Source organism: Roseateles sp. GW821-FHT02E12 (assembly GCF_059421665.1).
Genome location: NZ_JBWKVK010000002.1, coordinates 341,648 through 359,139, shown reverse-complemented (window position 1 = coordinate 359,139; position 17,492 = coordinate 341,648). Strand labels below are relative to the sequence as shown.

General features: G+C 67.8%; 20 protein-coding genes. 12 read left to right on the top strand and 8 right to left on the bottom strand.

The genetic code is table 11. The features are described from left to right. Nucleotides 1-71: 71 nt before the first annotated feature. Complete coding sequence (locus AC07V5_RS12430) at nt 72-1,037, top strand: Bug family tripartite tricarboxylate transporter substrate binding protein (RefSeq protein WP_495115985.1); 966 nt, start codon at nt 72-74, stop codon at nt 1,035-1,037. Here the strand turns inward: AC07V5_RS12430 and AC07V5_RS12425 are convergent. Continuing rightward, a complete protein-coding gene (locus tag AC07V5_RS12425; protein WP_495117060.1) occupies nt 1,009-1,947 on the bottom strand; it encodes a tRNA dihydrouridine synthase in 939 nt (312 codons plus the stop codon). The genes AC07V5_RS12430 and AC07V5_RS12425 overlap by 29 nt on opposite strands. Before the next feature lie 14 nt (nt 1,948-1,961). Next, nucleotides 1,962-2,483: a M48 metallopeptidase family protein gene (locus AC07V5_RS12420; RefSeq protein WP_495115984.1), complete on the bottom strand. Its 522-nt coding sequence runs from the start codon at nt 2,481-2,483 to the stop codon at nt 1,962-1,964. Here AC07V5_RS12420 and AC07V5_RS12415 point away from each other — a divergent pair. Continuing rightward, the gene (locus AC07V5_RS12415) at nt 2,477-2,755 is read left to right on the top strand and encodes a 2Fe-2S iron-sulfur cluster-binding protein (protein ID WP_495115983.1); all 279 of its coding nucleotides are present in this window, start codon (nt 2,477-2,479) and stop codon (nt 2,753-2,755) included. The two genes, AC07V5_RS12420 and AC07V5_RS12415, sit on opposite strands and share 7 nt — an antisense overlap. An 11-nt stretch (nt 2,756-2,766) precedes the next feature. Here the strand turns inward: AC07V5_RS12415 and AC07V5_RS12410 are convergent, their stop codons facing one another. Then, a complete protein-coding gene (locus tag AC07V5_RS12410) occupies nt 2,767-4,434 on the bottom strand; it encodes a serine hydrolase domain-containing protein (RefSeq protein WP_495115982.1) in 1,668 nt (555 codons plus the stop codon). Between the two features lie 130 nt (nt 4,435-4,564). Between AC07V5_RS12410 and AC07V5_RS12405 the strand changes: the two genes are divergently transcribed. Further along, nucleotides 4,565-5,155: a 1-acyl-sn-glycerol-3-phosphate acyltransferase gene (locus tag AC07V5_RS12405; protein WP_495115981.1), complete on the top strand. Its 591-nt coding sequence runs from the start codon at nt 4,565-4,567 to the stop codon at nt 5,153-5,155. A 175-nt stretch (nt 5,156-5,330) separates the two neighbouring features. Further along, nucleotides 5,331-5,579 carry a VF530 family protein gene (locus tag AC07V5_RS12400; protein ID WP_495115980.1) on the top strand — a complete coding sequence of 83 codons (249 nt, stop codon included), beginning with the start codon at nt 5,331-5,333 and terminating at the stop codon, nt 5,577-5,579. A gap of 147 nt (nt 5,580-5,726) precedes the next feature. On the opposite strand, the gene minE is transcribed toward AC07V5_RS12400, so the two are convergent. Genes minE through minC form a run of 3 tightly spaced genes read right to left on the bottom strand, consistent with a single transcriptional unit; the run spans nt 5,727 to nt 7,686 of the window. Then, a complete protein-coding gene (minE, locus tag AC07V5_RS12395; protein WP_495115979.1) occupies nt 5,727-5,984 on the bottom strand; it encodes a cell division topological specificity factor MinE in 258 nt (85 codons plus the stop codon). Nucleotides 5,985-5,997: 13 nt separating this feature from the next. Continuing rightward, nucleotides 5,998-6,813 carry a septum site-determining protein MinD gene (gene minD, locus AC07V5_RS12390; protein ID WP_495115978.1) on the bottom strand — a complete coding sequence of 272 codons (816 nt, stop codon included), beginning with the start codon at nt 6,811-6,813 and terminating at the stop codon, nt 5,998-6,000. 36 nt (nt 6,814-6,849) lie between these two features. Next, a complete protein-coding gene (gene minC / locus AC07V5_RS12385) occupies nt 6,850-7,686 on the bottom strand; it encodes a septum site-determining protein MinC (RefSeq protein WP_495115977.1) in 837 nt (278 codons plus the stop codon). A gap of 617 nt (nt 7,687-8,303) precedes the next feature. Here minC and AC07V5_RS12380 point away from each other — a divergent pair. The 6 genes from AC07V5_RS12380 to AC07V5_RS12355 all read left to right on the top strand — a co-directional run bounded on the left by AC07V5_RS12380 (nt 8,304) and on the right by AC07V5_RS12355 (nt 13,953). Beyond that, nucleotides 8,304-8,495 carry a hypothetical protein gene (locus AC07V5_RS12380; RefSeq protein WP_495115976.1) on the top strand — a complete coding sequence of 64 codons (192 nt, stop codon included), beginning with the start codon at nt 8,304-8,306 and terminating at the stop codon, nt 8,493-8,495. 42 nt (nt 8,496-8,537) lie between these two features. Further along, a complete protein-coding gene (gene metG, locus AC07V5_RS12375; RefSeq protein ID WP_495115975.1) occupies nt 8,538-10,583 on the top strand; it encodes a methionine--tRNA ligase in 2,046 nt (681 codons plus the stop codon). A gap of 132 nt (nt 10,584-10,715) precedes the next feature. Next, the gene (locus AC07V5_RS12370; protein ID WP_495115974.1) at nt 10,716-12,365 is read left to right on the top strand and encodes a SulP family inorganic anion transporter; all 1,650 of its coding nucleotides are present in this window, start codon (nt 10,716-10,718) and stop codon (nt 12,363-12,365) included. A gap of 17 nt (nt 12,366-12,382) precedes the next feature. After that, a complete protein-coding gene (locus tag AC07V5_RS12365; RefSeq protein ID WP_495115973.1) occupies nt 12,383-12,586 on the top strand; it encodes a DUF3460 family protein in 204 nt (67 codons plus the stop codon). Nucleotides 12,587-12,598: 12 nt separating this feature from the next. Next, complete coding sequence (locus AC07V5_RS12360; RefSeq protein ID WP_495115972.1) at nt 12,599-13,447, top strand: segregation and condensation protein A; 849 nt, start codon at nt 12,599-12,601, stop codon at nt 13,445-13,447. 35 nt (nt 13,448-13,482) lie between these two features. After that, nucleotides 13,483-13,953 (top strand): DUF6714 family protein, encoded by a 471-nt coding sequence (locus tag AC07V5_RS12355; RefSeq protein ID WP_495115971.1) that lies wholly within the window; start codon nt 13,483-13,485, stop codon nt 13,951-13,953. A 3-nt stretch (nt 13,954-13,956) separates the two neighbouring features. Here AC07V5_RS12355 and AC07V5_RS12350 read toward each other — a convergent pair whose 3' ends face one another. Together AC07V5_RS12350 and AC07V5_RS12345 are read right to left on the bottom strand one after the other, a co-directional pair. Next, complete coding sequence (locus AC07V5_RS12350) at nt 13,957-14,865, bottom strand: DUF808 domain-containing protein (protein WP_495117059.1); 909 nt, start codon at nt 14,863-14,865, stop codon at nt 13,957-13,959. 26 nt (nt 14,866-14,891) lie between these two features. Continuing rightward, nucleotides 14,892-15,347, bottom strand: coding sequence for a MaoC family dehydratase (locus AC07V5_RS12345; protein ID WP_495115970.1), 456 nt, complete (start codon nt 15,345-15,347; stop codon nt 14,892-14,894). Nucleotides 15,348-15,432: 85 nt separating this feature from the next. On the opposite strand from AC07V5_RS12345, the gene AC07V5_RS12340 reads away from it, so the two are divergent. Further along, entirely contained in the window at nt 15,433-16,092 is a 660-nt protein-coding gene (locus tag AC07V5_RS12340; RefSeq protein WP_495115969.1) for a response regulator, read from the top strand. After that, a complete protein-coding gene (locus AC07V5_RS12335; RefSeq protein WP_495115968.1) occupies nt 16,089-17,471 on the top strand; it encodes a sensor histidine kinase in 1,383 nt (460 codons plus the stop codon). The genes AC07V5_RS12340 and AC07V5_RS12335 overlap by 4 nt, the downstream gene beginning before the upstream one ends. The last annotated feature ends 21 nt before the right edge of the window (nt 17,472-17,492 follow it).

Here is a 17,492-nt window from a genome sequence, read left to right as displayed (position 1 = left end):
CTGCCCAAAACGAAAACCCGCGAGGAGACCGCCAGATGAGCATGGAAAACCCAAAGCCGCGTCGAAGCGCGATGGCCCGTCTGGCAATGCTGCTGCTGGCGAGCGCCGCGGTGGCGACACCGGCGTGGGCGACGGACTTTCCGACCAAGCCCGTGCGCATCCTCACGCCCTTCCCCGCCGGCTCAGGCCCCGAGGCCGTGCTGCGCGTGCTGGCCGAAAAGCTGCAGCGCCGCTGGGGCAAGCCGGTCATCGTCGAGAACAAGCCGGGCGCCAATGGCTTCCTGGCCATCGACGCCTTCAAGCGCGGTGCGACGGACGGCACCGACCTGATCCAGCTGGACAACGTCCACCTCGTCGCCTACCCCCACCTGTTCAAGAAGCTGCCCTACGACCCGGTGAAGGACTTCGAGCCCGTGGCGCCGCTGTTCCGCACCTACTTCTTCGTCGCGGTCGCGGCCAACAGCCCGTACAAGACCGTGGGCGACATCCTGGCCGATGCCAAGGCCCATCCCGGCGAGTTGAACTACGGCTCCTGGTCGGTCGGCAACCCGGTACACCTGGGCTCAGCGCTGCTGGAAGCCATGAGCGGCACGCAGATGCAGCACGTGGTCTACAAGGAGACGTCGCTGCTCTACACCGGCGTGGCCAACGGCGAGCTGCGCTGGGCGCTGGGCTCGCTGGCCACGGCCGGCCCGCTGTACCGAGCCGGCAAGCTGCGCTTCATCGCCGTCACGGCGCCGCAACGGCACAGCGCCTTCCCGGATGTGCCCACGGTGGCCGAGTCTCGGGGCCCGGCCGGCTACGAGATGACCGGCTGGACCACCATCGCCGCGCCCAAGGGCCTGCCCAAGGACGTGGCCGACAAGATCAACCAGGACATCGCGGCCTCGCTCGCCGAGCCGGACATGAAGGAGCGCTACGCGACCTTCGGCTACGAGCCCTTCCCGACGACGCGCGACCAGTTCACCGCCTTCATCGCGGCGGAGTCGGCCAAGTACGCCGACGTGATCAAGCGGGCAAAAGTGGCGCTGGATTGAGCCCGGCAAACAGCCGCGCCGCCAGCTCGTCCGCCGCGTTGACGGTGCGCAGCTCGGCGTAAGCCGCGTCGGCCTCGGGGTAGGCGCGCTTCAGGTAGTGCAGCCACTGCTTGAGCCGCCCGCCCTGGTGCTTGGCGGCGACGTGGCCGCGGACCTGGTCGAAGAAGACCTGCATCAGCGGCAGCAGTTGGCTCCAAGGCAGCAGCGTGCTGCTCTGGCCGGCCACGCGCAACGCCAGGCCAGGGTCCGCCACCATGCCGCGGCCCAGCATCAGGTGCTCGCAGCCGCTGCGCTCAAGCGCCAGCTGGGCGTGCTCCACCGTCCATATCTCGCCGTTGGCAATGATGGTGATGGGCACGGCTTCGCGCACGGCGGCGATGCGCTCCCAGTAAGCCGGCGGCTTGTAGCCATCGGCCTTGGTGCGGGCGTGGACGACGATCTCCTGCGCGCCGGCCGCATGGATCGCGCGGGCAACGTCCAGCGTGCGGCTGTCGTCCATGTAGCCCAGGCGCATCTTGGCCGACACCATCACGTCCATCGGCACCGCGCGGCGCACGGCCGAAACAATCTCGTGGATCAGCTCGGGCTCGTCCAGCAGCACCGCGCCGCCGCGGTGGCGGTTCACGCACTTGGCCGGGCAGCCGAAGTTCAGGTCGATGCCCTCGGGTTTCAGCTCGGCCAGGCGCGCGGCGTTCTCGGCCAGGCAGGTCACGTCCGACCCAAGCAGCTGCGGATGCACCGGCACGCCGGCCGCCGTGCGGCCACCGTTCTTCAGCTCCGGCACGATGCGCGTGAACACGCGGCTGGGCAGCAACTGGTCGGTCACACGGATGAACTCGCTGACGCAACGGTCCACGCCGCCCACGCGAGTGAGCACGTCACGCAGGATGTGGTCCAGCAGGCCTTCCATGGGCGCGAGAAGAATCACTTGGATTCCTCCATGTTCATCAGGTAGAGCCGCAGATCGAACTCCAGCTGGAAGTAGTCCGGCTCCATGTGCTCGCACAACTTGTAGAAGGGCTTGTTGTGCTCCAGCTCGCGCAGATGCGCCAGCTCGTGCACGACGATCATGCGCAGCAGCGCGGCCGGCGCCTCCTTGAACAGCGTGGCCACGCGGATCTCGCGGCGCATCTTCAGCTTGCTGCCCTGCACCTGGGTGCGGCGGGTGTGCGTGCCGAGCGCGTGCTGCAGCACGCGCAGCTTGGCGTCGTAGTTGACCGAGTTCAGCGGCTCGGCGTTGCGCAGGTGGCGCGCCTTCAGCGCCTGCACGTAGTCGAACAGCGCGCCGTCGCTGCGCACCTCGTGGCGCTCGGGCAGGCGGCGGGCGAGGTGGTCGCCCAGGCGGCCGTCCAGGCGCAGCTGTTCAGCCTGGGCGATCAGTTCGGGCGGGTAGCCAGCAAGGTAGCGGGCGGCGGTGCTGGGGCTGGCAAGATGGGGCGATGTCATCAGAGAGATTCAAGGTGCGGCTGGAGCCGCAGGGCGCCATTTTCGACTGTGCGCCGGACCAGCCCTTGCTGCTGGCCGGCCTGGCCGCCGGCATCGCCCTGCCCTGGTCCTGCCGCAACGGCAGTTGCCGCACCTGCATCTCGCACCTTGTGGAGGGCCGCGTCGAGCACCGCATCCCCTGGCCGGGCCTGTCGGCTGAGGAAAAGGCCGAGGGGCTGATCCTGCCCTGCGTGGCCGAGCCGCGCAGCGATGTGACGCTGCGGCGGCCCTGAGCCTCAGCGCCTCACTTGCGCGGCATCACCAGCGTCTGGCCGCCCTGGGTCAGCGTGATCGAGCCGGCCTTGGCTTCCTCGGCGCCGAAGTCGAGCTGGGCGCCGACTTGTGGCACAAGAAGCTGGCGCGGCGTGGCGGCCATCAGTTCGAAAGTCGGCTGGCCCGGCGCCTGGCCCAGCAGGCGGCCCTTGTCGTCGACGAAGACCTTGATGGAGAACTGCGGCGAGCTGTACTCACCCACCAGGGCCTGCATCTGCGGCGCGCTCAGCGTGATGAAGGCCCGCTCGGGCGGCAGCTCGCCGCTGAGCGCCCAGCGTTCGCCAGCGCTCTCGCCGTTGTTGAAGACGCGCAGCGCCGTGACCTTGCCGTCCGCGCCGCGCTCGAGCTGCAGTTCGTTCAGAGAGTCCTTGAAGACGAAGCGGTCCTGACCCAGCGGCACCAGCGTGGCGATGCCGCTGCCGGTGCGCTGGCTCTGCAGCACGCCATCCTTCACGCGCAGCGTGCGGGTCTGCTTGTCCTCGCGGGCGTAGAGGCCTTCGGCGCTCTTGAGCTGGTCGGCCGGCACGGCCTGGGCCTTGTGCTCGGCATAAGGCTCACCGATGGCGAAAGCCGCGAGCTTGCGCGCCACCAGGTCCATCGAAAAGCCCGGGGCGTCGCTGTTGCGCAGGATGACGACCGTCGTCTGGCTGCCGGGCAGGTAGTTCAACGTCGACACGAAGCCGTGGATGCCGCCGCCGTGGGCCAGCATGGCGTGGTCACGCGTCTTGCCGGTCGTGATGCCGAAGCCATAGCTTTGCGGCTTGGCGGGGCCTTCCGGCGTCGTCATGCGCTCGTAGCTGGCCTTGCTGATGAGCTTGCCGCCATGCAGCGCCTGGTTCCAGCGCCACAGGCCCTCGGTGTTGGCGATCAAAGCGCCGGCTGCGTGCGGCTGGGTCATGCTGAGCAAGCCCGCCGGCGCCACCTGGCCCTGGCCGTTCATCGTGTAGCCCCGGGCCATGCCCTTGAAGAGCTGGTCGCCAGCCTCGAAGTGCACGCTGCCGATCTGCGCGGGCTTGAGCAGCGCCTCGTCCAGCGCCTGGTGCCAGCTCTTGCCCGAGATAGCCTCGACGACGGCACCGAGCAGCACGTAGCCGGAGTTGTTGTAGGCCCATTTCTCGCCGGGCGCGAAGTCCGCCGGCAGGTCCTTGAACTCCTTGATCAGCTCGGCCGTGCTCAGGTCGCGCCGCACCGGGTTGAGCATGTAGCCGGGGATGCCGGTGTAGCTCTTCACGCCCGATGTGTGGTTGAGCAGTTGCAGCAGCGTGATGTTGGCGCCGTTGGGATAGTCGGGCAGGAACTTGGACAGCGGGTCGTCGAAGCGGGCCTTGCCCTCGTCGATCTGCCTGAGCAGCGTGGCGGCGGCGAACTGCTTGGTGACAGAGCCGATGCGCAGCAGGTTGTCGGGCTGCATGGGCACGCCCAGCTCGACGTTGGCCAGGCCGCGCGCGCCCTTGTAGAGCAGCTGGTCGCCGCGTGCGACCAGCACCGTGATGCCGGGGCCGTCGCGGCTCAGCTTCTGCTCATCGAGCAGCCGGTTGGCGTAGGTGGCCATGGCTGCGGGCGTGGCAGGCTGGCCGGCGTGCGCCCCACCGATCAACAGCAACAGCAAGACGGCGACCGGGACTTTTTGATTGCTCATGCGTTCTTCTTCCACAGACTGGGGGTTTGGGCGGTGCAGCATCGCGGCAAGTTTGCGTTGCGGCAAATGTGCCTGCGACAGGCTGCATGAATGAAGGCATGAGCCGCACGGCGCCGGGATAATCCCGCCCATGCACCGCACCATCTTCACGACCCCGGTCGTCAGCACCTTGTTGCGGGGCCTGTCCGTCGCCTGGCTCAAGCTCGCGGGCTGGACGGTGCAGGGCGAGCTGCTGCCCGAAGCGCGCAAGAGCGTCTTCATCGCCGCGCCTCACACCAGCAACTGGGACCTGCCCTACACGCTGTTCACCGCCTTCGCGCTGCGCCTCACGCCCTACTGGATGGGCAAGTCGTCGATCTTCAGGTTCCCGTTCGGCGGGCTGATGCGCTGGCTGGGTGGCATCCCGGTGGACCGCAGCAAGTCGAGCAATCTCGTCGCCGCGTCGGCCGAGGCCCTGTTGGCCGCCGATGGCCCGGTGCAGCTCATCGTGCCGCCCGAGGGCACGCGCAGCAAGACCATCTACTGGAAGACGGGCTTCTACTGGATCGCCGTCACGGCCAAGCTGCCCATCGTCATGGCCCACATGGACTACCCACGCAAGCTGGTGGGCCTGGGGCCGTTGTTCCGCCCGACCGGCAACGTCGAGGCCGACATGGTCGAGATCAAGCGCTACTACGCCCAGTTCAAGGGCAAGAACTCAGACCAGTTCACGCACGAATAGACAAGCCCCTCGCCCAGTCTCGCGCCGCTGAACGCGGACGAGCCCGGTCGGTCCCCCGAGGGGACGGCGATGCTCACGGCATCAAGCCGCGAGCACATCGCCAGACGGGCCGGCTTGGGAGCGGCCCGGCACTCGGCCCGAATACCGAAACTACCTACTTCGCACGGTGCAGCCAATGCCAACCAACCTGTCCAAAGACCCGCTGCACGGCCTCACGCTGGAGGCCATCGTGACCGCGCTGGTCGAGCACTTCGGCTGGGCCGAACTGGGCCAGCGCATCGCCATCAAGTGCTTCCAGATCGACCCCAGCGTGGCGTCGAGCCTGAAGTTCCTGCGCAAGACGCCGTGGGCGCGCGCCAAGGTGGAGAGCCTCTACCTGTTCATGCGGCGCGAGCAGGCGCGCGCCACTCGGCCTGCGAACTAGCCGCCCGCATTTCGGGCCGAGCGCCGGGCCGCTCCCAAGCCGGCCCATCTGGCGACGTGCTTGCCGGTCAATCCGGCAAGCATCGCCGTCCCCTCGGGGGACCGACCAGGCTCGCCCGCGTTCAGCGCGGCGAGCCTGGGCGAGGGGTCAACGAGGCTCCGGCAACTCGATCTTCACTTCGAGCACTTCCAGGTCGCCCTGGCGCTCCATGTGGACCTTGATGTCTTCGGGGTTGATCGACACGTATTTGCTGATGACGGCCACCAGCTCCCGCTGCAGTTGCGGCAGGTAGTCGGGGCTGCTGCTGCGGCCGTTGCGCTCATGCGCGAGGATGAGCTGCAGCCGCTCCTTGGCGACGCTGGCCGAGCTCTTCTTTTCGCCGAGGAAGAAGTTCAGGAATCCCATCGCGTGGCTCCCTTCACTTCGCGCCGAAGACGCGCTTGAACCAGTTCGGCTTCACGGCCTCGGTGAAGCGCATCGGCTTGTCTTCGCCCAGGAAACGCGCAACGACGTCCTTGTAGGCTTCGGCCACGTCGGTCTCGGCGAGGTGGATGGCCGGCGTGCCCTGGTTGGACGCCTGCAGCACGCTCTCGCTCTCGGGGATGACACCGATCAGCGGCGTGCGCAGGATCTCGTGGATGTCGTCCAGGCTCAGCATCTGGCCGCCCTCGACCCGGTTCGGGTTGTAGCGGGTGATGAGCAGATGCTCCTTGACCGGGTCGCCGCCTTCGATGGCGCGCTTGGTCTTGCTGGAGAGCATGCCCAGGATGCGGTCGCTGTCGCGCACCGAGGAGACCTCGGGGTTGGTCACCACCAGCGCCTCATCGGCGTAGTGCATGGCCATCAGCGCGCCGGTCTCGATGCCGGCCGGCGAGTCGCAGACGATGTAGTCGAACTCCATCGCCTTCAGCTCGTTGAGCACGCGCTCCACGCCTTCCTGCTTCAGCGCGTCCTTGTCGCGCGTCTGCGAGGCGGCCAGGATGTAGAGCTTGTCGAGCTGCTTATCCTTGATCAGCGCCTGCGTCAGCTTGATCTCTTCGTTGACGACGTTGATCAGGTCGTAGACGACGCGGCGCTCGACGCCCATGATGAGGTCGAGGTTGCGCAGGCCGACGTCGAAGTCGATGACGCAGGTCTTGTGGCCGCGCATCGCGAGGCCGGTGGCGAAGCTCGCGCTGGTGGTGGTCTTGCCGACCCCGCCCTTGCCGGAGGTGACGACGACGATCTTGGTCATCTGGAGCTTTCCTGTTCGTTCAGTTCAATCGGGTGTTCAGAAGGCGAGCGGCTGCATCAGCAGCTTCTCGCCATCCAGCAAGACCTGGGCCGGCTTGCCCGCCACGTCGGCCGGCAGCGGGTTCTCGGCGGTGCGGTAGATGCCGGCAATCGACACCAGCTCCGCCTCCAGGCTGTGGGCGTAGATGCGCGCCGTCGTGTCGCCACGTGCGCCGGCAATGGCCTTGCCGCGCAGCGGTGCGTAGACATGCACGCTGCCGTCGGCGATGACCTCGGCGCCGTGGTTCACGAGGGCCAGCACGACGAGGTCGCCGCCCTTGGCATAGATGCGCTGGCCGGAGCGCAGCGGCTTGTCGATGACCATGGTCGGCGCCGGCGCGGCAGGCCTCTCGATGATCTTCTCGACGACGACCTCGCGCACCACTTCGCGCACGGTCTCGGCCGGCGCGATTGCCGCGGTGGCCGCAGTAGCCGGCTCATCGGCCGCATCGGCCAAGCCCAGCTCAAGAGCCAGCGCCAGTTCCTCGGCCGTCGCACCCGCCACGGCCACCGGCTGCAACTGGCTGGCGCGCAGCAGCTCGACGATGGCACGCAGGTCGACGGGCGCGGGGCCGTCCAGCGCGAGTGGCGCCTGGCCTTCGGCGGGTGCTGCCGCTGACGCGGCGGCGCGCGGCACCAAGCTCAGGTCGATGACGACAGGCTCGTGCTCGAAACCTCCGGCGCCGGCGCGCTGGGCCCAGTCAGCGGCGATCTCGGTCATGTCGGCGCTGTGCAGCACCAGGCCAAGCAAGCTGAAGCGGCGCGATTTCAGTTCGAAAGTGCTGGTGCGTGAAGCGCCCTTGCGCCCGCCGCTCTCCCTCGTCAAATCCGCCATTCGACCCTCATCTTGCGCCCCATCTGCCCACCGCCGCCGCTTGGAAAGGGCGCGAGTTTAGCCGCCACCCTCAAGCAGCCTGTTGGGGACAGCCCCCAGCCGCACCGCCTCAAAAACGGGCATTGCAGCGCCAACGGTGGCCGATCAAGCACTTAGCGTCGATGCAGGCCTCCGGCCCACAGACTTGTCCACAGATGACGGGGACAACTGCAACCGCGATGTCATCCAGACCCGTGACATCCGCACGCCGCGCCTTGACTTATCCCCAAATCTGGCAAGCGTCAAGCCTTTTGGACCCTGAGCGGCGGCAACGCTTCCACAACTCAGGGCATAAGGCTAAGTGATTGATTCATATAGGCCGGTTGCCGGTGCTCAAAAATTCAGCAACCTAAGCCGAACCGCATCACACAAGGGCTTGGCTGCGATGGAGGCAGGTTTTCCACAAAGTTTTCCACAGCATCGGTGGATAGGTTGCGGAAGTGTTACGGATCAGTGACTTAGGCGTGGTCCTTGAGGCGCTCTGTAGCTTTCGGTGCCAAGTGCGGCGAGGTGCCGCCGAAGCTCGCGGGTTACATTGGACGTTGCCCGCGCGTGCGGGCGCTTGCAGGAGACCGCACTTGGCCACACCGAATTACAGCTACGAAAAACGCCAGCGCGAACTGGCCAAGAAACGCAAGGCCGAAGAAAAGCGCCAGCGCAAGCTGAGTGGCAAGCCGGACGACGGCAGCTCCCCCGATGAAGCGTCCGCCGATGGCGAGGCTTCTTCCGAGCCCGCAGCGCCCGCCGACCCCGCCGCACCGCAAACCTAAAATCCCCGGTCCTTCCGCCCAGTCCCTGTCGTCCCAGCGCCCATGCCCCGCCAGCTCTTCGTCACCACCGCCCTGCCCTATGCGAACGCCGGTTTCCACATCGGCCACATCATGGAGTACACCCAGGCCGATATCTGGGTTCGCTACCAGCGCATGGCCGGCTCGCAGGTGCACTTCGTCTGCGCGGATGACGCCCACGGCGCGCCGATCATGATCGCGGCCGAGAAGGCCGGGAAGACACCGCAGGACTTCGTCGCCGGCATCGCAGCCGGCCGCCAGCAGTACCTCGACGGCTTCCACATCAGCTTCGACAACTGGCACTCGACGGACGGCGCAGAGAACCACGAACTGTCCAAGTCGGTCTACCTGGCGCTGCGGCATAACGAGCTGATCACCACCAAGACCATCGAGCAGTTCTTCGACCCGGCCAAGTCCATGTTCCTGCCGGACCGCTTCATCAAGGGCGAGTGCCCCAAGTGCGGTGCGAAGGACCAGTACGGCGACTCCTGCGAGGTCTGCGGCGCCGTCTACGCGCCCACCGAGCTGAACAACCCCTACTCGGTGCTGTCCGGCGCCACGCCGGTGCTGAAGACCAGCGAACACTACTTCTTCAAGTTGAGCGACCCGCGCTGCGTCGAGTTCCTGACGCAGTGGACGCAGGAAGCCGGCCGCCTGCAGCCCGAGGTGCTGAACAAGATCCGCGAATGGTTCGAGCCCGACGAGGAAGGCAAGAACCGCCTGAGCGACTGGGACATCAGCCGCGACGCGCCCTACTTCGGCATCGAGATCCCCGACGCGCCGGGCAAGTACTTCTACGTCTGGCTGGACGCGCCCATCGGCTACCTGGCCTCGCTGAAGAACTACTTCGGCAAGCTGGGCAAGGACTTCGACTCGTTCATCGCCGACGAATCGGTGGAGCAGATCCACTTCATCGGCAAGGACATCACCTACTTCCACACGCTGTTCTGGCCGGCGATGCTGCACTTCAGCGGCCGCAAGACGCCCAACCACGTCTTCGTTCACGGCTTCATGACCGTCAACGGCGGCGAGAAGATGAGCAAGAGCCGCGGCACCGGCCTGGACCCGCTGAAGTACCTGAGCCTGGGCCTGAACGCCGAATGGCTGCGCTACTACATCGCCGCCAAGCTCAACGCCAAGGTTGAGGACATCGACTTCAACCCCGAGGACTTCGCCGCCCGCGTCAACAGCGACCTGGTCGGCAAGTTCATCAACATCGCGTCGCGCGCCGCCGGCTTCCTGACCAAGCGTTTCGGCGGCCACCTGAGCAGCGATCTCGGCGTTGAAGGCCGCATGCTGCTGGACGCGCTGCGCGGCCAGAGCGGTGCCATCGCCGAGCTGTACGAAACCCGCGAATTCGGCAAGGCCCTGCGCGAGATCATGGCGCTGGCCGACAAGGTCAACGAGTTCGTCGACCAGCACAAGCCCTGGGAGCTGGCCAAGCAGGACGGCATGGACGCGGCGCTGCACGACGTCTGCAGCGTCTGCATCGAGGCCTTCCGCCTGCTGACGATCTACCTGAAGCCCGTGCTGCCCGCGCTGGCCGGCCAGGTCGAGGCCTTCCTGAAGATCGACCCGCTGAAGTGGGCCGACAGCGCCCGCGCGCTGGGCGCCCACCAGATCGGCGCCTACCAGCACCTGATGCAGCGCGTGGACCTCGCCAAGGTCGAGCAGCTGTTCGAAGCCCCGCCCGCGCCGAAGGTGGTGCCCGGCGGTGAAGACCTCGCGGAAGAGATCAAGATCGACGACTTCGCGAAAGTGGACCTGCGCATCGCCAAGATCGTCAAGGCCGAGCACGTGGAAGGCTCCGACAAGCTGCTGCGCCTGACGCTGGACGCCGGCGAAGGCCGCCTGCGCAACGTCTTCAGCGGCATCAAGTCCGCCTACAAGCCCGAAGACCTGGAAGGCAAGCTGACCGTGCTGGTCGCCAACCTCGCACCGCGCAAGATGAAGTTCGGCATCAGCGAGGGCATGGTGCTGGCCGCCAGCCACGCCGACGAGAAGGCCCACCCGGGCATCTTCGTGCTCGAACCGTTCCCCGGTGCCCAGCCGGGCATGCGGGTGCGCTGAACGCCATGCGCCGAGCGACGCCCCACTCGCTGCTCGGCCCCTCCAGGCGCCGGCGTTTCATCGCCGAGCGCTACCACTGCGGACCTCCGGCCGCGACCACGCCCCTCGCGTCGTCGCCCTACCGGAGGTTCCATGTCACTGCCCCAGCTGCACCCCTTTCGCCCCCGCGCGCTCGCGCTGCGGGCGGGCTATTCACGTGAACGCTTTTTCGCCGACCTCGGCGCCGGCCTGACGGTCGGCATCGTCGCGCTGCCGCTGGCGCTGGCCTTCGCCATCGCCTCCGGGCTGCGCCCCGAGCAAGGCCTGGCCACGGCCATCGTCGCGGGCCTGCTGATCTCCCTCCTCGGCGGCTCCAGCGTGCAGATCGGCGGGCCGGCCGGCGCCTTCATCGTCGTCGTCTACGGCATCCTGCAGCGCTACGGCCTGGCCAATCTGCTGCTGGCCACGATGGGCGCGGGCCTGCTGTTGTTCGCGATGGGCGCCCTCAAGCTCGGCGTGCTGGTGCGCTACATCCCGGTGGCCATCGTCACCGGCTTCACCAATGGCATTGCCGTGCTGATCGCGCTGGCGCAGCTGAAGGACGCGCTGGGGTTGTCGCGCGTGCCCATGCCGGCGGACTTCTTCGGCCAGATCGGTGTGATTGCCAGCCATGCCGCGGGCTTCAACCCCTGGGCGGTCGCCACGGCCGCCGCGGCCGTCGCCGTGGTGCTGGCCTGGCCCAAGAACATCGGCCAGCAGGCGCTGAGCGGCCCGCGGCGCTGGATGGCCCTGCTGCCCAGCACCGTCATCGCGCTGGTGGGGGCGACGCTGGCCACGGCGCTGCTGAACCTCCCACTGGAGACCATCGGCAGCCGCTTTGGCGGCATCCCGCAGAGCCTGCCCGCGTTGGCCTGGCCCGAGGTGAGCTGGGACGGCCTGCGCCAGCTCGTCATCCCGACGCTGACGCTGGCGCTGCTGGGCGCCATCGAATCCCTGCTCTGCGCCCGCGTGGCCGACAAGCTCACGCCCAACCTGCCTCGCCACGACCCCAACCAGGAGCTGATGGCGCAAGGCATCGCCAACCTCGCCGCGCCGCTGTTCGGCGGCCTGCCCGCCACCGGCACCATCGCACGCACGGTCACCAACATCCGCGCCGGCGCCACCAGCCCCGTCGCCGGCATCGTGCACGCGCTGGCCCTGCTGCTCATCCTGCTCGTGGCCGCGCCGCTGGCCGCGCATGTGCCGCTGGCGGCGCTGGCCGGCATCCTGCTCGTCGTCGCCTGGAACATGGGCGACTGGCACGAGTTCGCGCGGCTGAGACGCTTCAACCTCACCTACCGCACGCTGCTGGTCGGTACCTTCGCGCTTACTGTCGTGACCGACCTGACGGTTGCCGTCGAGGTGGGCCTGATCGCATCCTGCGTCTTCTTCGTTTGGCGCATGGGCCAGCTGTTCACCATCAGCCGCTTCGACGCCGGCCCGCTGCCCGAGGGCGTGGTGGCCTACGAGCTGTACGGCGCGCTGTTCTTCGGCGCCGTCGGCAAGATCGAGGCGCTGGCCGAGCAGCTGCCCGCCGGCACGCGCACCGTCGTTCTCGAGATGCACCGCCTCATCGTCATGGACACCTCGGGCATGGAGGCCCTGCGCGAACTGCACCGCACGCTGGCCAGGCGCGACGTCACCCTGGTGCTCGCCCAGGTCAACGCCCAGCCGCTGGATCTGTTGCGCCGCTCCGGCCTGGCGGCCGAATTGGGCGCCGCGGCCATCGTGCCGACCCTTGCCGATCTAAAATGCCCAGCTTAGTCAGAGAGACCCGCCCCATGCCGCTGTTCTGGAAGCCCTACAAGTCCGAAGTCACCTCCTTCATCGAACAGCTCAAGGCCCAGCGCCCGACGCTGGAAGCCGAACAGCGCGCCGGCCGCGCCCTGCTGTGGGACAAGGAACAGGACCGCGCTGCCCAGGCTGGCTTCAACGAGGCCAAGGTGCCGCAGCAGCCCTACGTCTACCAGACCTCCGACAAATAAGCCTTGACGGCCATGGCTGACGAAACCAGCCAAGCCACATCCGCCATCTCGGGTATCTCGGATATGCCCGACGTGGTGGACGCGGTCGCGGTGGCACGCCTGTACGGCGAGCCGCTGTTCCAGATGCCGCTGGACCTCTACATCCCGCCGGATGCGCTGGAGGTCTTCCTGGAGGCCTTCCAGGGCCCGTTGGACCTGCTGCTGTATCTCATCCGCAAGCAGAACTTCAACATCCTCGACATCCCGCTGGCCGACGTGACGCGCCAGTACCTGAGCTATGTCGAGCAGCTCCGCAAGCACAACCTCGAACTGGCCAGCGAATACCTCTTGATGGCGGCCATGCTCATCGAGATCAAGTCGCGCATGCTTTTGCCGCCCAAGAAGAGCGAGGACGGCAAGGAGGTCGAGGACCCGCGCGCCGAGCTCGTGCGCCGGCTGCTGGAGTACGAGCAGATGAAGCTCGCCGCCGCGCGGCTGGACCGCCTGCCCGTGCTGGGCCGGGACTTCCTGCGCGCGCAGATCCACATCGAGCAGTCGCTGACGCCAAACTTCCCCGACGTCTCTACCGTCGACCTGCGCGAGGCCTGGCTCGACATCCTCAAGCGCGCCAAGCTCAACCAGCACCACAAGATCAGCCGCGAGCAACTGTCGGTGCGCGAGCACATGAGCATCGTGCTGCGCCGCCTGCAGGGCCAGCGCTTCGTCGAGTTCGAGAAGCTCTTCGACGTCGAGAAAGGCCACGCCGTCCTCGTCGTCACCTTCATCGCGATGCTGGAGCTGGCCAAGGAGTGCCTGCTGGAAATCACGCAGGCCGAGGCGTTTGCGCCGATCTATGTAAGGCTGGCTTACTCGGCCAACTAAAGACCGCTCTGCACATGGATCGCCTGGATCGCGTTTTGAAGCAGATCTATGAAGCGTTCCACGACGTGGAGCTGGGCGATGGCGTAACGCTGCACGAGGCCATGGCAATCGACGACGGTGCCACACAGGCGCAGCGGCAGGTGGCCCGCCGGCTGGACACCGCGCAGCGCTGGCAGGACGTGCCGGACAACCACCTCGCGCGCCATGAGGCTGTCTTCTCGTTTCTTGACGTCAAGGGCTACGTCTTCTACGCGCCGGCCTATATGTGCTGGCTGCTGCGCGGGGGATATCACACGCAGTGGAACTCGGCGGCCGAGGCGCAGATGGCGTTCCATCCAAGAGGCAGATCCGACCGCGACGGGTGGCACAAACCTCAGGAGATGTTCTCGCCAGCGCAGTGCCAAGCTATCGCGCAGTACATGCTCTATGTGTACGAGGTGTTGGACGAGGAAGGCTTTTCCTACGTCAAGGAACCGCTGGACAAATACTGGTCGCAGTACCTGTAGAACTCAGCGTCCGCGCAGCTTCTGCACCGCCACCACGCCGGCCAGCACCAGCGCGCCGGCCACGACGCCCACCAGCGCGTTCGCACCGTTCTCCAGCACTGCCGCCACCAGCCAGGCCTTGCCCTCGGCCAGGCGCGCGATGGCATGGTGCAGCGGCGCAATGCCGTGCACGAGGATGCCGCCGCCAACAAGGAACATCGCCGCCGTGCCCAGCACCGACAGCGTGTTCATCAACCGCGGCGCGGCGGCCAGCAGGAAGCGACCGAAGGCCCGTGCCACCGCGCTGGGCTTGCGTGACAGCCACAGCCCGACGTCGTCCATCTTCACGATGCCGGCCACGAAGCCGTAGACGCCCACCGTCATCGCGATGGACACCGCCACCAGCACGGCCAGCTGGGTCTGCAGTGGCGCGCTGGCCACCGTGCCCAGCGCGATGACGATGATCTCGGCGGACAGGATGAAGTCGGTGCGGATGGCGCCCTTGACCTTGTCGCGCTCGTAGGCAGCCATGTCCACCTTCGGGTCGGCAATCGCCTTGACCAGTTCGTCGTGGTGCGCCTTGTCTTCCTCGGGGCTGTGCAGGAACTTGTGCGCCAGCTTCTCGAAGCCCTCGAAGCACAGGTAGGCGCCGCCCACCATCAACAGCGGTGTGATGGCCCAGGGCGCAAACGCCGAGATGGCGAGCGCTGCTGGCACCAGGATGGCCTTGTTCAGCATCGAGCCCACGGCCACCGCCCAGACGACGGGCAGCTCGCGGTCGGCATTGACGCCGGTGACCTGCTGGGCATTCAGCGCCAGGTCGTCGCCCAGCACGCCGGCGGTCTTCTTGGCGGCGACCTTGGTCATGGTCGCCACGTCGTCAAGGATGGTGGCGATGTCGTCGAGCAGGACTAGCAGGCTGGAGGCCATGATGGAGCGGGCGTTGAAAGCCCGCGATGCTAGCGGTAATGCCGCGCCAGGCTCTCTGCCACGCAGACCGGCTTGGCCGAGCCTTCAGCCTCGATGGCCACTTCCACCGTCAGCTGCTTGGCGCCACCGGCTACGTCGTCCATGGCCAGCAGCCTGAAGGCCGCGCGCAGCCGGCTGCCCACCGGTACCGGCGCCGTGAAGCGCACCTTGTTCAGGCCGTAGTTCAGCACCATGCGCGACTCGCGCACCGCAAAGCCGGTCTCGAAGAAATACGGGATCAGCGACAACGTCAGGAAGCCATGCGCGATCGGCCCGCCAAACGGGCCGGCCTTGGTGCGCTCGGGGTCGACGTGGATCCACTGCCTGTCCTCGGTGGCCTCGGCAAACGCATTGACGCGGTCTTGGTCGACGGTGATCCAGTCGCTGTGGCCCAGCGGTTGGCCGATCAGGGATTCGAGATCGGCAAGGGTGTCGAAGTGGCGCATGCAGGGTGACGCAAGGTGGCTGGTGTGCCGCTACGTTAACCTCGCGCGCCCTGATCGACCGTAGCCCACGCGACACCGCCGTTCCATGCACATTCTGTTGATCGAGGACGACCTTGGCTTGGGGCCCGCGCTGCAGGCCGCGCTGCACACCGAAGGCCACAGCAGCACCTGGCTGCGGCGAAGTGCCGACGCGCCTTGGCAGCTCGACCCCGCCGCGCAGGACGCCGTGCTGCTGGACCAGACCCTGCCCGACGGCGACGGCCGCCAGTTGCTGATGCGCTGGCGCCGCCAGGGCAGCGCGGTGCCCGTCATCGTCATCACCGCACGCGCCGCGCTGGAGGACCGCCTCGCCGGCTTCGACGGCGGCGCCGACGACTACGTGGTCAAGCCCTTCGAAATGCCTGAACTGATCGCGCGGCTGCGCTCGGTGCTGCGGCGCTGCGCCCAGCAGGCCAGCGACGAGTGGACGCTGGGCAACCTGACGATCGAGCCGCGCCGCCAGCGGGCGCTGCTGGACGGCGTGGAGCTGGCGCTGTCGCCGCGCGAATACCAGCTGCTGCTGGAGCTGGCGCGCGAGCGCGGCGGCGTGGTGGCCAAGCACCAGCTCGCGCAGCGCCTGGCGCCACTGGGCGAACCGATGGAGTTCGGCACACTGGAGGTGCACCTGGCCAATCTGCGCCGCAAGGTGGGCGCGGCCCGCATCGGCACGCTGCGCGGCGTGGGCTACTGGCTGGAATGCGCATGAGGACGTCCTGGCTGCAGCCCACGCTGACGCGCCGGTTGATCCTGGCGCTGCTGGTCGCCTTCACGCTGTGCTCGGTGCTGCTGCTGGTGGACGACCAGCTCGACGTCCAGCACCAGCTGGCCACCGACCCCGGTGTGCGCCAATTGGGCCGGCAGCTCGCCGCGGGGCTGGAGGAGATTGACGATGCCGCGCTGGCCGCCCGCGTACTGGATGGCCACACGCGCTACATCAACCAGCTGCGCGCAGGGCTGAACATGACGACCGGCCCGCTGCTGGTGCAGCTGCTGGACCGCGAAGGTCGACAGGTCTACGCGTCGGCACCGGGCGACGCCATCGCCAAGCCTGGCGTTGGCGAGCAGACCATCGCCGGCCGGACGCACTGGACCTATCGCCAGGACGGGCCGCGCTGGTCGCTGCGGCTGGCCGAGCCGGCCTTGTCGCGCGCCCAGCTGCTCGGCTTTGCCAGCGGGGCGCTGGGCATGCAGCTGCTGGTGGGCTTTCCGCTGATGCTGCTGCCGCTGTGGATCGCCGTCTACACGGGCCTGGCGCCGCTGCGCCGCTTCGCTCGCAGGCTGAACAGCCTGGACCTGCGGCAGGACTTGGCGCCGCTGGACGTCGACCTGCGCTACCGCGAGCTGCGCCCGCTGGGCCAGGCCTTCGACGCGCTGCTGGGCCGCCTGCGCCAGCGCCGCGCGCGCGAACGCGCCTTCGTGCACGAGGCCGCGCACGAGTTGCGCACGCCGCTGGCCGTCGTCGCCACGCAGGCCCACACCCTCGTCCACGCGGCTGACGCCGAAGCCCGCACGACCGCCGCCGCCGAGCTGCAACAAGCCATCGCGCGCAGCGCCCACCTGTCGCGCCAGTTGCTGGACCTGGCCAGCCTCGACAACGAGCAGCCCGCAGCGCCGGTTGCCCTGGACCTGGCGCAGCTCTGCGCGCAGCGGCTGGCCGAGCAGGCGGGCATCGCACGCGAGCGCGGCATCGCGCTGGCGCTGGACGCGCCGGACCGGCTGCCGGTGCGCTTGGACACCATGGCCTTGCAGTCCTTGCTGCAGAACCTGCTCGACAACGCACTGCGCTATGTGGGCCGTGGTGGGCGCGTCGAGGTGAGCCTCGACATCACGCCCGACGGCCCGCGGCTGACCGTGGCCGACGACGGCCCAGGCATTGCGCCCGCCGACCGCGACTTGGCCTTCGAACGCTTCTGGCGCGGCACCGGGCATGACGTGCAGGGCAGCGGGCTGGGCCTGGCCATCGTCGCGCGGGCGGCCGATCGGCTGGGCGGCCAGGTCACGCTGGGCGACGGCCTCGCGCGGCCCGGGGGCTGCGGGGCGCGCTTCGAGCTGCAGCTGCCGAGCGCCGTCTTGGGCGTTCCTTAAGCCACGGATTTCAACAATGGC

What these genes read in the sequence shown, in the direction of transcription:
- AC07V5_RS12430 (WP_495115985.1), top strand. Translation starts at nt 72, where the DNA reads ATGGCCCGTCTGGCAATGCTGCTGCTGGCGAGCGCCGCGGTGGCGACA.
- AC07V5_RS12425 (WP_495117060.1), bottom strand. Translation starts at nt 1,947, where the DNA reads ATGGAAGGCCTGCTGGACCACATCCTGCGTGACGTGCTCACTCGCGTG.
- AC07V5_RS12415 (WP_495115983.1), top strand. Translation starts at nt 2,477, where the DNA reads ATGTCATCAGAGAGATTCAAGGTGCGGCTGGAGCCGCAGGGCGCCATT.
- AC07V5_RS12420 (WP_495115984.1), bottom strand. Translation starts at nt 2,483, where the DNA reads ATGACATCGCCCCATCTTGCCAGCCCCAGCACCGCCGCCCGCTACCTT.
- AC07V5_RS12410 (WP_495115982.1), bottom strand. Translation starts at nt 4,434, where the DNA reads ATGAGCAATCAAAAAGTCCCGGTCGCCGTCTTGCTGTTGCTGTTGATC.
- AC07V5_RS12405 (WP_495115981.1), top strand. Translation starts at nt 4,565, where the DNA reads ATGCACCGCACCATCTTCACGACCCCGGTCGTCAGCACCTTGTTGCGG.
- AC07V5_RS12400 (WP_495115980.1), top strand. Translation starts at nt 5,331, where the DNA reads ATGCCAACCAACCTGTCCAAAGACCCGCTGCACGGCCTCACGCTGGAG.
- minE (WP_495115979.1), bottom strand. Translation starts at nt 5,984, where the DNA reads ATGGGATTCCTGAACTTCTTCCTCGGCGAAAAGAAGAGCTCGGCCAGC.
- minD (WP_495115978.1), bottom strand. Translation starts at nt 6,813, where the DNA reads ATGACCAAGATCGTCGTCGTCACCTCCGGCAAGGGCGGGGTCGGCAAG.
- minC (WP_495115977.1), bottom strand. Translation starts at nt 7,686, where the DNA reads ATGGCGGATTTGACGAGGGAGAGCGGCGGGCGCAAGGGCGCTTCACGC.
- metG (WP_495115975.1), top strand. Translation starts at nt 8,538, where the DNA reads ATGCCCCGCCAGCTCTTCGTCACCACCGCCCTGCCCTATGCGAACGCC.
- AC07V5_RS12370 (WP_495115974.1), top strand. Translation starts at nt 10,716, where the DNA reads ATGTCACTGCCCCAGCTGCACCCCTTTCGCCCCCGCGCGCTCGCGCTG.
- AC07V5_RS12365 (WP_495115973.1), top strand. Translation starts at nt 12,383, where the DNA reads ATGCCGCTGTTCTGGAAGCCCTACAAGTCCGAAGTCACCTCCTTCATC.
- AC07V5_RS12360 (WP_495115972.1), top strand. Translation starts at nt 12,599, where the DNA reads ATGGCTGACGAAACCAGCCAAGCCACATCCGCCATCTCGGGTATCTCG.
- AC07V5_RS12345 (WP_495115970.1), bottom strand. Translation starts at nt 15,347, where the DNA reads ATGCGCCACTTCGACACCCTTGCCGATCTCGAATCCCTGATCGGCCAA.
- AC07V5_RS12340 (WP_495115969.1), top strand. Translation starts at nt 15,433, where the DNA reads ATGCACATTCTGTTGATCGAGGACGACCTTGGCTTGGGGCCCGCGCTG.
- AC07V5_RS12335 (WP_495115968.1), top strand. Translation starts at nt 16,089, where the DNA reads ATGAGGACGTCCTGGCTGCAGCCCACGCTGACGCGCCGGTTGATCCTG.